The organism is Methylobacterium sp. P5_C11 (genome assembly GCF_054049775.1).
Genome location: NZ_JBFULS010000015.1, coordinates 17,822 through 30,267, shown reverse-complemented (window position 1 = coordinate 30,267; position 12,446 = coordinate 17,822). Strand labels below are relative to the sequence as shown.

Sequence of the window (12,446 nt, the reverse complement as noted above, 5' to 3'; positions counted from 1 at the left end):
TCGGCCTCAGGCGGCGAGCGGCAGCCGCTCGTCGATCTGGCGGGAGAGGATGGCGGAGAACTCGTCGGCGAAGCCCTCGAGCCGCGACTGCGCCTTGGTGACCTCGGCCTGGAGCTTGTTGTAGGCCAGCACCGCCGGGATCGCCGCGAACAGGCCGATGGCCGTGGCGAACAGCGCCTCGGCGATGCCGGGGGCGACGACGGCCAGCGACGTGTTCTTGGAGGCGGCGATCGAGGTGAACGCGGTCATAATGCCCCAGACCGTGCCGAACAGGCCGATATAGGGGCCGGCCGAACCGATGGAGGCCAGGAACAGGAGACGCGATTCCAGCCGCTCGACCTCGCGGTGGATGGTGACGTCGAGTTGCTTCTCGATGCGCTGCGACAGGGACTGGATCTGCCGCCCCGAGCCCTCGAAGCTCCGCTTCCACTCGCGCATGGCGGCGACGAAGACGGCGGCCAGCCCGGTGGCCGGGCGGTCGTTGAACGAGCGGAACAGCTCCTCCAGGGAACGGCCGGACCAGAACGCGTCCTCGAACGCGTCCATCTCGGCCTTGGTGCGCCGGAACAGCAGGGTCTTGTCGACGATGATCGACCAGCACCAGATGGAGGCGCTGAGCAGCCCGATCATCACGATCTTCACGACGAAGTGGGCCTGCAGGAACAGACCGAGCAGCGTCATGTCGGCGACAGGCGCAACCTGCATCGCGTCGGCTGGGTTCATCTGTCGAGATCTCCTGCTCCGGATCGCGATGCGCCGGGCGAAGCCCGCGTTCGCCGGATCCGTGAGCGATATCAACGCTGTCGCCTGCGAATCTGTCGAAAGTAAGGGCCGCCTTCGCCCTGGGCTCCACGCCACCGCGCCGACGCCGTTAAGGGCGCGACAGGGTTAAGGATCGGTTTCGATCCGGGCGATCCTGAGGCGTCCCTCCGTCCGAATCGGGGCGGCGGACTGGACCGGCCGAAAGAGCCTCCGTTATGGTTCCGGCCTGCGCCGCGGAGTCGCGAGCGCCGAGATGTGCAGGACGTGCATGACCCTTCCCGTTCCCAGCCTGCCCGATCTGCTGCCCACCGGCCCGGCACGGTTCCTGGGCTGGTCCATGATCGCGGATCCGATGGTGGTCGGCGCCCTGGCCCGCGCCGGCTTCGACGCCGTGCTGCTGGACCAGCAGCACGGCGGCCACGATTACCGCTCCTGCTGCGCATCGATCACCGAGGTGGCGCTCGCCGGGAAGTCGACCCTGGTGCGCGTGCCCGTCGGCGATTTCGCCATGGTCTCGCGGATGCTCGACGCGGGTGCCGCCGGCGTGGTGGCGCCGATGATCAACACCGTGGCGGACGCACGGGCCTTCGCCGCCGCAGCGAAGTTCCCGCCCGTCGGGGAACGGAGCTGGGGTCCGGACCGGGCCATGTGGCTGTCGGGCCTCCGGAACGGATCCGACTACCTCGCGGGTGCCAACGACCGCGCCCTCACGATCGCCATGTGCGAGACCGAGGCGGGGATCGCCGATCTCGAGGCGATCCTCGCCGTGCCGGGCATCGACGGAATCCTGGTCGGCCCGGCGGACCTGTCGATTGCCCTGTCGAAGGGAACGGTCATCGATCCGTTTGGATCGGCGGTCACGGCGGCGCTCAGCGAGATCGCGCGCCAGACCAGGGCTGCCGGCAAGATTCCGTGCGCCTTCGCTCCGTCGCCGGCCCGGGCGCGGGAGATGGTCGGGATGGGCTATCAGCTGGTCTCGATTGAATACGATGCGATGACCATCGTGAACGCCTTCGCCCGCGTCCTGCGCGAAGCCGACCCGTCCCGGGCGGATTGAGGTGACGGCCTAGGCGGCGTCACCCGGAGCAAGACGCTGCCGGAGTGTCTCCGGCAGGCGGACGGCCCGACCGTCGCGCACGCAGGCGACAGTGACCTCCGCGGCGACCAGCAGCGCGTCGGCCCTTCGAACCGCCTGGGCGAGATGCATCGAGGCCCCCCGCAGCGCGCGGGTGCGGGTCTCGATCGTCAGAAGGTCGTCCATCTGGGCCGGCCGGAGGAAATCGAGGCTCATGCGCCGGACCACGAAGACCAGCCCCCTGGCCTCGCGGTGCAGATCCGACTGGTCGCCGGCCAACTCGCGCAGCAGTTCCGTGCGCCCCCGCTCGAGGAAGCGCAGGTAGCTCGCATGGTAGACGTAGCCCGAGAAATCGGTGTCCTCGTAGTAGACCCGCACAGGGAGACGATGCGGCGTCCCGCCGCTCTCCCGGGTCTGTTCGGCCTCGGCCTCGATCGCGCGCATGCGCCCCTTTAGCGACGCAGGTCGTGATGGCGCAACAGGATGAGGGCCGCCCTTGCAGGCGGCCCTCGGCCAGATCAGACGCTTCGGTGCAGCTCAGCCGCCGATGCGGGCGGCGAGGCTCGCCGAATGGGCGTGCTCATCGGCGATGTAAGGCAGGGCTTCGTTCGCGAACTGACGGCCCCGGGCGTTGTCGCCGGACTTGGCGTAGGCATCGTACAGCGCCAGGGTCCGGGCGTCCGAACGCGCCTGCTGGTCGATGTACGTCCGGTCGAACGAACGGCCGTTCGGGGCGGACTGAAGCTGGGCGAGGCGCGCCTGACCGCGCTCGCCAAGGGCCACGCGGCGGCCCGGCTCGGTCGGGTTGTTGTCCACGAGGCCGACCGCGCCGAGGGCGCCGCCGACGATGCCGGTGCCGATGCTGGCCGCCACCGTGACCGGGGCGAGGACCAGGCCGACCGGGTTGCTCAGGTCGGTGCGGATGCCCTGATTGTCGGACACCACCGAGCCGTTACGCGACAGCGAGGTGTTCGGCGGGAGCAGCGCATCGGTGGTCGCCTTCCGCTCGACGAGGACGCGGTTCGCATAGTTGCGGACCCGCGGGTTCCGCGACCGCTGAAGGGCGATGCGGCTCGCCTCGATGCTGGCGGCATCCGAACGCAGCGCCTCGGCCCGGAAGGCGGGCGTCTCGGTCGCTGCGGCGCCGACGCCATCCTGGTTGGCGAAGGGGAGAACGCGGATCGGCAGGGCGTCCTGCGCGAAGGCCGGCGCGGTGAGCGCGGCGAGGGACAGGCCGAGCACGGCGAGCGTAATTGTCTTCATGGCTGAAGTTTATCCCTGACGTTATTTTTAAAGCAAAAAGATCTGTCGCAATCCGAGAGACAGGGCCTCGGCCCCGACAGTCTTGCCGCCGCCTTCCAAATTCAGGCGCGGTTGCCTCCACAACAGGCGCCTCAGAGCGCTGTTCCATCACAGAGAGTCGATTTTTTTCCGCAGATCATCGAATTCCGCCGGGGCCAAGCTTGGCAATACTGTGCGCGCCCATCCGGGAAAGCGATTGCGCAGCATAGACTTGTTCATGCAGCAGCGCACAAGGACCGGGATCGCGGCAGCGCGCGACGCGGAAAACTCCCATGAGGCGAGCGAAACGCTGGCCCGAACACCGTGCATGGGTCGCAGATCGGCGGCCTTACGGCTCCTCGTTTCCGAAGAACCCGAACTGCCCGGGGGTCTCCCGTCGCGGCTCGGGCAAGCCCATGTGGCGATAGGCGTGGCGGGTGAGGACGCGGCCACGCGGTGTGCGCTGCACGAAGCCCCGCTGGATCAGGTAGGGCTCGATGATGTCCTCGATCGCGTCGCGCGGCTCCGATAGGGCCGCCCCGATCGTCTCGATCCCGACGGGTCCGCCCCCGAACGAGCGCGCGATCAGACTCAGGTACTTGCGGTCCATCACGTCGAGGCCCGCCCCGTCCACGTCGAGCAGTTGCAGCGCCCGGTCGGCAATCGACCGCGTCACCGTCTCGGCCTCCGCCACGACGGCGAAGTCCCGCACGCGCCGCAGCAGCCGCCCCGCGATCCGCGGCGTCCCCCGCGCCCGCCGGGCGATCTCGTTGGCGCCCTCGGCCGACATTTCGATGCCAAGGACCCGCGCGCCGCGCGCCACGATCTGCTCCAGCTCGTCGATCTCGTAGAATTCCAGACGGATCGGGATCCCGAAGCGGTCGCGCAAGGGCGTGGTCAGAAGTCCCGCCCGGGTGGTCGCGCCCACCAGCGTGAACTTCGGCAGCTCGATCTTGACGGACCGCGCCGCCGGGCCTTCGCCGATGATCAGGTCGAGCTGGTAATCCTCCATGGCCGGGTAGAGGATTTCCTCCACCGCCGGGTTGAGCCGGTGGATCTCGTCGATGAACAGCACATCGCGCTCTTCCAGGTTGGTGAGCTGCGCGGCGAGGTCTCCGGCCTTGGCGATGACCGGGCCTGACGTCGACCGGAAGTTCACGCCCAATTCGCGCGCCACGATCTGGGCGAGCGTCGTCTTGCCCAGGCCCGGCGGGCCGACGAACAGCACGTGGTCCAGCGCCTGACCGGTCTTGCGCGCCGCCTCGATGAAGATCTGCATGTTCGCCCGCGCAGCCCGCTGGCCGATGAACTCGGACAGGCTCAGTGGACGGATCGTCTGATCCACGTCCTCGGCACGCTTCTCCGGCGTCAGCATCGCGTTGGTCGGGGGCTTCGGCTTGCTCATGGACCCTGGCTTCGTGGACCGAACCTCGCGGCACCGCGCGGAGGCCTCGCAGGACGTCGGGGCGCGGGCGCGTCCGGTTTTGTTCTTCCTTACCCGCGAACGCCCGGAAGTCTAAGCGCGGCGGCCCATGACGGGGCGGCCGCACCGTGCAACGCCGATGAAACCGAAACGGCAGCCTGTGCATTCCTGGAGCGATCCCGAAATCACGGCCGTAGAGTGCATCGCCCCACCATGATGATCCGTACGATTGCCGCCGGCGCGGCCGGCGTAGCCTTTCTCCTCGCCTCGGTCGCGGCGCAGGCCGCCAACGGCGCCACCGAAACCAAGGTCGCGGAGGTTACGCCCCAGGTTCACGCCGCGACCGTGGAGCGGGACGACGACCCCACATGCAGCCGCGCCCGCCGCCGCCTGTGGATCGAGGGGGAGGGCTGGGTGGTCCGACGGATCACCACCTGCCGGTGACCGCGGCGACCTCCGGAGGCTGGATCCCGCGGATCTGGCGCGGATCGTTACGCACTCTCCGCGTCCGGAGGCAGGGAACGGTGAATGATCCGTTCGGTTGCTCAGCATGCGGCGCGAACCTTTTGCGCCGCCCCTTCCTCGGAGCCGGCCCCATGGCGAACCGGATGATTCCCGCGATGCTCGCCCTCGCTGTGGCAGCGCCGGCTTCGGCGCAGACCTACCGCGGCGGCGAACCCTATGCTCCGGTTTCCTACGTCCAAGGCTACGGCGAAGGGCAGGGTTTCGCAGGCCCCTTCGTGAACGGGACCTACATCGGCGCCCCGCTGACCCGCGTGCCGCGCCCGACCCAGATCGTGCCGGCGCCCTGGAGCTACGGCACCTACGGCGTCCCGACAGTGACGGGCATCGCGGCCGCTCCGTCCGCGCCGCCGACCATCACCGTCATCAACGCCACGGAACCGCGAGGCCGCCGCGGGGCAGGTCGTGTCGAGGCAGACCGCACCGCGGGGGCGCGTGTCATCGCGGTTCAGGTTCCGCGGCGCTGAGGTCGGCGAACCATGCGGCGTAGGGCGTGTTGCGGACGAGACGCCGATTGAGATCGGGCGCTCCGTCCGTCCACCAGACAGCGCCGCGCTCGCCGAGCGCGGTCTTGGCCGCATCGACCGCGGCCCTGGCGGCGGCCAGCGCCGCCGATGCCCCCGCTTCGCCCGCCCGTTCGGCCTGCTTGGCCGCCTTCACCGCCCGCCGCGCAGCCATCAGACATGCGACCAACGCGTCGCGCCGATCCTGCGTCAGCGTCGGATCAGCGCGACGCCACAGACGTCCCCGGACAACGATATAGCGCTGGTCCGGAGTGGTAATGGCCACGCTCATCCCGGGGTCACGTCCGTTGGAATTGGATTAAGTCTTCCAGCGTACACCGCGTATATCGGTTCCGGGTCACGCCATGCAGATCGTCATCGTCGACTCGAGCCGCGTCGTTCTGAAGATCATCGCATCCCTGATCGAGCCCCGGGGCCACGCGGTGCACGCCTTCACCGACTCCGAGGAGGCCCTCGCATTCCTGGCAGCGACCCCGAAGGTCCGGGTGCTGATCACGAGCCTGGAGGTCCGGCCGCTCTGCGGGCTCGAACTCTGCTGGTCCGCACGGCTCCTCGCCGAGTCGCGCGGGCCGCTGCACGTCATCACCATGTCGTCGGCCCGCAATGTCCGCAGTCTCGCCGAGGCGCTCGACAGCGGTGCCGACGACTTCATCGAGAAGCCGCCGAGCGCCGAGGAGCTGAACGCGCGGCTGCGCGTGGCCGAACGCCTGACCACCCTCCAGGAGGAGCTGATCCGCCTTGCCGAGACCGATCCGCTGACCGGCTCCTACAATCGGCGCGCCTTCTTCAATCGCGCGCGCACCGCCGTGGAGCAGGACGGGAGCCGTGGCGGTGTCTCGGCGATCCTGCTCGACATCGATCATTTCAAGCGCATCAACGACGAGCACGGTCACGATGTCGGCGACGTGGCGATCAAGGCCGTGGCCGAGGTGATCGGCGAGGTGGGGATCGCCGGACGGCTCGGGGGCGAGGAATTCGCTATCATCTTGGCGGGTTGCACCCTTTCCGAGGCGGTGGCGCGGGCCGAGCAACTCAGGACGGGCATCCAGGCCCTGCGGATCTGCGGCGCACACCGTCCGATCCGGCTGAGCTGCAGTTTCGGCGTCAGCACGTGGAGCGACGGCGACACCGTCGAGGCCCTGGTGAAGCGGGCGGATATCGCCCTCTACGCGGCCAAGGGCGGCGGCCGGAACCGGGTGGTTCCCCATCAGGGCGAGAGCGGACGCGCTGTCGCGGGCTGAGACAGGGTCGCCGACCCAAATCGGGACAGGCCGCGGAGTAACGTCCCGCGGCCGTCCCAGATCGGCGCACCGGTTCGCCGAATATCCGTCTCAGGGCATCGATTCGGCCAATATAAAGCTTAATATTCGTCAACCGTTACTGGAACGGATCTTGGAACTTCGCCTTCGATCCCGGTCGCTTGTATCAAGCCGGGAGAGCGAGGTGCGAGGTCATGAGTACGGCCGTTGGCGTCCTGATCCTGGATGAGCCGGAGGATCTGAGCGCGACCGTTCGCGCTACCCTGGAGCACATGCCGGAGTTCCACACGATCGGCGAGGCCGATCTGGATAACGCCGAAGCCGGCAGCGTCGTCGCCCTGGTCTTTCTCGACGAGATCCGGCTGGCCGATGGGATTGCCCGGATCGTCGGGCTGAAGGAGCGGCAGCCCAATCTCCGCACGCTGGTGGCCTTCGGTGCCCTCACGGCCGACGACCTCCGCGCCCTCCTGGCCGCGGGCGCCGACGCCTTCGTGGCGCGCTCGAAGTCGCCGCGGGACCTCGGCGCGGCGCTGCTGGCCCTGGCGGAGGGCTCCGATTGTCTCGTCCCGCCCGATCCGCCGGTGGCGCTGCCCGCGGAGGCGGGGGACAGCCTGGGGCTCACGCCTCGGGAGGCGGAGGTGCTGCGTTTCCTCAGCTCCGGGTTCAGCAACAAGGAGGTCGCGCGACGCTTGGCGCTCAGCGTCCGCACGGTGGAGACCCACCGTCTCAACCTGCGGCGCAAGACCCAGACCGGCCGCCTGAAGGACCTGGTCTCCCTCGCCCGCCAGCTCGGGCTCGCCCCCGTCGTCGAGGGCGGCGAACAGGTCCGGCGTGGGACCGACAGCCGGTCGCCCGGCAACGACAACCAGTCCCGCCATTGATCGGGAATCCGGGCGGCCCCGCGGGGCCGCCCCCGTCAGGCGGCCGCTTCCCGCTTACGGACGCGCGACTCGCGCGCGACCTTCGCGGACGGCTTGGTCTTGGCAGACGACTTGGGCTTGGCAGACGGCTCGGACTTGACTGACCCCGTCGCCCTCTGCGCGGCGGCCTTGCCCCGCGCCGCCTTCGCGCCCCGCCCGAGCGCGCCCGCTCGCTTGGCCGGCGCCCCGACCTTCACCGAGGTCTCGGCAGCGGACAGCCGCGCCTGCAGCAGCCCGAGCACCGCCGCCTCCTCGGGCCGGAGGCTGGAGAGATCCTCGCTGAGTTCCGACTCGACGGCGCCCTTCACCTGGAGGAGCAGGCCGCCCTCCAGGTAGCAGTCGAGGATCTGGGGATGGATGTAGCACTTGCGGCAGATCGTCGGCGTGTTGCCGAGGCGACCGGCGACGCTCTCGATGGCCGCGCGCACGTTGCGCTTGGCGCCCGCCTCGCTGTCGAAGCTCTCGAACTCGCGCAGCGCCAGCGCGGCCAGAACCGTGCCGGCCCACGTCCGGAAATCCTTGGCGGTGAAGTCTTCCCCGGTGATCTCCCGCAGATATGCGTTGACGTCCGAGGAGGTGACATCGCGCTGCGTGCCGTCCGGGTCGAGGTACTGGAACAGCTCCTGCCCGGGCAGGTCCTGGCAGGCCTTCACGATCCGGGCGACGCGCCGGTCCTTCAGCGACACGTCCCAGATCTTGCCGCTCTTGCCCTTGAACCGGAACGACAGGGCCGAACCCGCGATCCGCACATGGGGATCGCGCAGGGTCGTCAGGCCGTAGCTCTTGTTGGTCCGCGCATAATCGTCGTTGCCGACGCGGATCAGCGTGGTCTCGAGGAGGTGGACCACGGTGGCCAAGACCTTCTCACGGGGCAGGCCGGGCCGCTTCATGTCGGCATCGACCCGTCGGCGGATGCCCGGCAGCGCGTCCGCGAAGGCCATGATCCGCGAGAACTTGTTGGCCTCCCGCGCCTCCCGGAAATCCGGATGGTAGCGGTACTGCTTGCGGCCCTTGGCATCCCGGCCGGTGGCCTGGATGTGGCCGTTGCCGCGGGGGCAGATCCAGACATCCGTGTAGGCCGGCGGGATCGCCAGGGCGCGGATGCGGGCGAGCTTCGCCTTGTCGCGGACCGGCACGCCCTTCGCGTCGAGGTAGCGGAAGCCGGCGCCGCTGCGTCGCCGCGTCAGGCCCGGCCGGCCGTCGTCCACGTAGACGAGACCGGCCTCCGCCGCCGCCGAGCGGAGGTCTCCACCGCATTCCGCCGTCTCGACACCCGCCATGCGCCGCCCCTCCCATCTCCGCCGCCCGGCTGACCACCCGGCGGGAAGGTCTCCGTCAACCGGCATCACCGGATGGCCGTTCCGGGGCGGCACATCCGTCGCAGGACGATCCGCGCCGACGTGCTAGAGGGACCGCATGCAGTCCGAAGCCGCCCCCGGGAACTGGCCCGTTCCGATGCGCCGTCTGGTCTTCGTGGTGACCGAGGACTGGTTCTTCGCCTCGCATTTCCTGCCGATGGCCCGGGCCGCCGTCGCCATGGGCCTCTCGGTGGCGGTGGTGACGCGGGTCCGGGCGCATCGCGCCGTCATCGAGGCGACCGGCGCGCAGGTCGTGCCCCTGGAAGCCGAGCGGGCAAGCCTCAACCCGATGGCGGCGGGCTACGCGGCCGGCCAGCTCGCCGGGATCCTGAAGGCCCTCAAGGCCGACATCGTCCACTGCATCGCCCTGCGCGGGATCCTCGTCGGCGGCACCGCCGCCGCCATGGCGGGCATCCCGTCCCGGGTCTTCGCCCTGACCGGCCTCGGCCTGGTCGGCGCCCGGACCGACCGGGTCGGACGGGCGGCGCGCCTCGGCCTGCGGGCGCTGATCCGCGGCCCGCTGGCCTCGGCCCGCACCCGCTTCCTGTTCGAGAACCCGGACGATGCCCGGGCTCTGGGCCTCGATCCGCTGGACCACACGGTGACCGTGGTCGGCGGCGCCGGGGTCGATCCCGCGATCTTCGTCCCGCGCCCGCTCCCGCCCATGCCGCCGCTGCGCGTGGCCGTGGTCGCCCGCATGCTCTGGTCGAAGGGGATCGACGTCGCGGTCGAGGCGGCCCGCCTCGCCCGGGCGGGCGGCGCGCCGGTCGAACTCGCGCTGTACGGCGCACCGGACCCCTCCAACCGGCGGGCGATCGATGAGGCGACCCTGCGCGCCTGGAGTCGCGACGGCGTCGCCTGGCACGGCCCGACGAGCGACGTGGCAGCGGTCTGGTCCGACAACCACGTCGCCTGCCTGCCCTCACGGGGCGGCGAGGGTTTGCCGCGGACGCTGCTGGAGGCCGCATCCTGCGGCCGCGCCCTGGTGGCGTCGGATGTGCCGGGCTGCCGAAGCCTCGTGCGCGACGGCGTCGAGGGTCTGCTGGTCCCGCCGGACGACGCGCCGGCCCTGGCTGCCGCCCTCGTGCGCCTGAGTGGGGATGCCGGGCTCGTCGCCGCCCTCGGCGCGGCTGCGCGGTCCCGCATCGAAGCCGGCGGCTTCACCGAGGACGCGGTCACCGACAGCGTCCGCGCGGTGTGGCGCGCGTTGCTGGAGGGTTGAGCGTGCGTGCTCCGGACGATCCCGCCGGCTTCATCCGGGCCAACACCCGTCTGCTGCCCGTACCGCATGCGCCCGAGATCCGCCTGCACGTCGCCGACGAGGCGACGGCCCTGTGGCAGCGGACCGAGGAGGAATTGCAGGAACTCGGATTGCCGCCGCCCTTCTGGGCCTTCGCCTGGGCCGGCGGCCAAGCCCTCGCCCGGTACGTGCTCGATCACCCGGCCATCGTGGACGGGGTCCGGGTGCTGGACTTCGCCTCGGGCTCGGGCCTCGTGGCGATCGCCGCGGCCCTCGCCGGGGCTCGGCACGTCGTCGCCAGCGATCTCGACCTCTTCGCCATGGCGGCAATCCGCCTCAATGCGGACGCCAACGGCGTCAGCGGCCGCATCAGCCCGGTCTCGGACAACCTCCTCGGTAGCGATCCCCAGGTCGACCTCGTCCTGGCCGCCGACATCTTCTACCAACGGGACCTCGCCGAGGCCGTGACCGTTTGGCTCACCGGGCTGCAGGCGCGGGGCGTCGCGGTGCTGATCGGCGATCCAGGCCGGACCTACCTGCCGCGCGACCGGCTCGACTGCCTCGCGACCTACGAAGTGCCGGTCTCGCGATCCCTCGAGGATGCGGAGATCAAGCGCAGCCATGTCTGGCGGCTGCGGTGACGGGGTTCCGCGCCCGAGGGTCCGTGTCGGCCGCCTCCGGCGCAAATCCGGCAACGGTTTATCAGGCGCGGGAATGCGATACCGTCAATTCGGCGGGTGGCGCTTGCCGTGCATGCGCCAGAGTGTTCGAACGCCTGGATCGGGGCGTGCTGCGGCGGAAGGTTTCGTGGTGAGTGTCGAGTCGAGTCCGAAGCCGCGCCTTGCCCGCATCGTCGCTTTCTCGGGGAGCGCCAAGCGGCCCTCGCGCACCCGCATCCTGGTCGAGGCGCTGGGCGCCGAACTCGCGCGGCTGCGCGGGATCGACCTCGCCGTCTACGACCTGATCGATGCCGGCCCGGGCCTCGGTGCGACCCAGCGCAGCGCGTTGACGGCACCGGCCCTGCGCCTGGTCGAGGCGATCGAGGGGGCGGACGCCCTGATCGTCGGCACGCCGGTGTACCAGGGCGGCTATGCCGGGCTGTTCAAGCACGTCTTCGATTTCGTCGATCCGGCGCGGATGGTCGGCATGCCGGTGGCACTGACCGCCACGGGCGGCGGCCTGCGTCACGCCCTCGTGGTCGAGCACGGGCTCCGGCCGCTGTTCGGCTTCTTCTCGGCCCATGTCGCCCCGACCTCGGTCTATGCCGGCTCCGACGACCTCGTGGATGGCCGCATCGTCGACGAGACCGTGGGAGCCCGGATCCGCGCCGCGGCGGCGGAACTCGCCGCACTGCTCGATGTCGCGCGGGTCACCGGGAGTGGCGCGTCCGCCTGACCGGAGACTCCCCGGACCTGTCGCGGCCCCTAGATCCGGCACGGGCCACGCTCACCCGCGAGGGATCATGTCAGGTTCTCCGATCACGGCCGGCAAGGTGGCGGCGACGCCGCTGCCCGCCACCTACGTCACGGCGTCCGGCTTGCCGCGCTACCATCCGGTGTCGCAGGCGCTGCACTGGCTGAGTGCCGCCCTCGTCCTGGCGGTGCTGCCGCTGGCCTGGGTGGCGATCAGCCTGCCGCCGACGCCGGCCAAGGGCAGCCTGTTCGTGCTCCACAAGTCGGTGGGCCTCACGATCCTGGCGATCGTGGTCCTGCGGATCGTGTGGCGGATGGTCCGGCCGGCCCCGCCGGATCCGCAGGCGCCCCGGCTCCTGACGCTGATCGGCCGGGTCAACCACTACCTGCTCTACGCGATCTTCCTCGTCATGCCGATCAGCGGCTACCTGTTGAGCGCCTTCTCCGGGCGCGACACCCCGTATTTCTGGCTGTTCACGATTCCGGGTCTGGCGAAGGACGAGTCGGCCCAGAAGGTAGCCGAGTCGATCCACGTCTTCGGACAGTGGCTCGTCTACGCCCTGGTCCTGCTGCATGTCGCCGGGACGGTGTGGCACCTACTGATCCGCCGGGACGGCCTCCTCGAGCGGATGCTGCCGGTGCAGGACGGCCGCGGCGCACGGCGCTGAAG

Annotated in this window: 15 protein-coding genes; 9 read left to right on the top strand and 6 right to left on the bottom strand. The window is 70.2% G+C overall.

Going from position 1 to position 12,446, the window contains the following annotated elements:
• Nucleotides 1-6: 6 nt before the first annotated feature.
• Entirely contained in the window at nt 7-723 is a 717-nt protein-coding gene (gene tolQ, locus ACXJKQ_RS10590) for a protein TolQ (RefSeq protein WP_457105713.1), read from the bottom strand.
• 307 nt (nt 724-1,030) lie between these two features.
• Between tolQ and ACXJKQ_RS10585 the strand changes: the two genes are divergently transcribed.
• A complete protein-coding gene (locus tag ACXJKQ_RS10585) occupies nt 1,031-1,819 on the top strand; it encodes an HpcH/HpaI aldolase family protein (RefSeq protein ID WP_457105712.1) in 789 nt (262 codons plus the stop codon).
• Between the two features lie 9 nt (nt 1,820-1,828).
• On the opposite strand, the gene ybgC is transcribed toward ACXJKQ_RS10585, so the two are convergent.
• From ybgC to ruvB, 3 genes are all read right to left on the bottom strand, one after another.
• Nucleotides 1,829-2,281, bottom strand: coding sequence for a tol-pal system-associated acyl-CoA thioesterase (ybgC, locus tag ACXJKQ_RS10580; protein WP_457105711.1), 453 nt, complete (start codon nt 2,279-2,281; stop codon nt 1,829-1,831).
• A gap of 93 nt (nt 2,282-2,374) precedes the next feature.
• On the bottom strand, nt 2,375-3,100 hold the full coding sequence (locus tag ACXJKQ_RS10575) for a DUF4142 domain-containing protein (RefSeq protein WP_457105710.1): 726 nt from the start codon (nt 3,098-3,100) through the stop codon (nt 2,375-2,377).
• A gap of 367 nt (nt 3,101-3,467) precedes the next feature.
• On the bottom strand, nt 3,468-4,523 hold the full coding sequence (gene ruvB / locus ACXJKQ_RS10570; RefSeq protein ID WP_457105709.1) for a Holliday junction branch migration DNA helicase RuvB: 1,056 nt from the start codon (nt 4,521-4,523) through the stop codon (nt 3,468-3,470).
• 231 nt (nt 4,524-4,754) lie between these two features.
• Between ruvB and ACXJKQ_RS10565 the strand changes: the two genes are divergently transcribed.
• Both ACXJKQ_RS10565 and ACXJKQ_RS10560 read left to right on the top strand, forming a co-directional pair.
• Nucleotides 4,755-4,985: a hypothetical protein gene (locus ACXJKQ_RS10565; RefSeq protein ID WP_457105708.1), complete on the top strand. Its 231-nt coding sequence runs from the start codon at nt 4,755-4,757 to the stop codon at nt 4,983-4,985.
• 152 nt (nt 4,986-5,137) lie between these two features.
• Nucleotides 5,138-5,530 (top strand): hypothetical protein, encoded by a 393-nt coding sequence (locus tag ACXJKQ_RS10560; RefSeq protein ID WP_457105707.1) that lies wholly within the window; start codon nt 5,138-5,140, stop codon nt 5,528-5,530.
• On the opposite strand, the gene ACXJKQ_RS10555 is transcribed toward ACXJKQ_RS10560, so the two are convergent.
• Nucleotides 5,502-5,858, bottom strand: coding sequence for a hypothetical protein (locus ACXJKQ_RS10555; RefSeq protein ID WP_457105706.1), 357 nt, complete (start codon nt 5,856-5,858; stop codon nt 5,502-5,504). The two genes, ACXJKQ_RS10560 and ACXJKQ_RS10555, sit on opposite strands and share 29 nt — an antisense overlap.
• Nucleotides 5,859-5,931: 73 nt before the next feature.
• Between ACXJKQ_RS10555 and ACXJKQ_RS10550 the strand changes: the two genes are divergently transcribed.
• Together ACXJKQ_RS10550 and ACXJKQ_RS10545 are read left to right on the top strand one after the other, a co-directional pair.
• Complete coding sequence (locus ACXJKQ_RS10550) at nt 5,932-6,828, top strand: GGDEF domain-containing protein (protein WP_457105705.1); 897 nt, start codon at nt 5,932-5,934, stop codon at nt 6,826-6,828.
• A gap of 212 nt (nt 6,829-7,040) precedes the next feature.
• The gene (locus ACXJKQ_RS10545; protein ID WP_457105704.1) at nt 7,041-7,727 is read left to right on the top strand and encodes a LuxR C-terminal-related transcriptional regulator; all 687 of its coding nucleotides are present in this window, start codon (nt 7,041-7,043) and stop codon (nt 7,725-7,727) included.
• 35 nt (nt 7,728-7,762) lie between these two features.
• On the opposite strand, the gene ACXJKQ_RS10540 is transcribed toward ACXJKQ_RS10545, so the two are convergent.
• The gene (locus ACXJKQ_RS10540; RefSeq protein WP_457105703.1) at nt 7,763-9,046 is read right to left on the bottom strand and encodes a DNA topoisomerase IB; all 1,284 of its coding nucleotides are present in this window, start codon (nt 9,044-9,046) and stop codon (nt 7,763-7,765) included.
• Between the two features lie 136 nt (nt 9,047-9,182).
• Here ACXJKQ_RS10540 and ACXJKQ_RS10535 point away from each other — a divergent pair, with 136 nt between their 5' ends.
• The 4 genes from ACXJKQ_RS10535 (at nt 9,183) to ACXJKQ_RS10520 (ending at nt 12,444) form a co-directional block, all read left to right on the top strand.
• Nucleotides 9,183-10,346 carry a glycosyltransferase gene (locus ACXJKQ_RS10535; protein ID WP_457105702.1) on the top strand — a complete coding sequence of 388 codons (1,164 nt, stop codon included), beginning with the start codon at nt 9,183-9,185 and terminating at the stop codon, nt 10,344-10,346.
• 2 nt (nt 10,347-10,348) lie between these two features.
• Nucleotides 10,349-11,005: a class I SAM-dependent methyltransferase gene (locus tag ACXJKQ_RS10530; protein ID WP_457105701.1), complete on the top strand. Its 657-nt coding sequence runs from the start codon at nt 10,349-10,351 to the stop codon at nt 11,003-11,005.
• Nucleotides 11,006-11,171: 166 nt separating this feature from the next.
• Entirely contained in the window at nt 11,172-11,759 is a 588-nt protein-coding gene (locus ACXJKQ_RS10525; RefSeq protein WP_457105700.1) for an NAD(P)H-dependent oxidoreductase, read from the top strand.
• Nucleotides 11,760-11,826: 67 nt separating this feature from the next.
• On the top strand, nt 11,827-12,444 hold the full coding sequence (locus ACXJKQ_RS10520) for a cytochrome b (protein ID WP_457105699.1): 618 nt from the start codon (nt 11,827-11,829) through the stop codon (nt 12,442-12,444).
• Nucleotides 12,445-12,446: the final 2 nt, after the last annotated feature.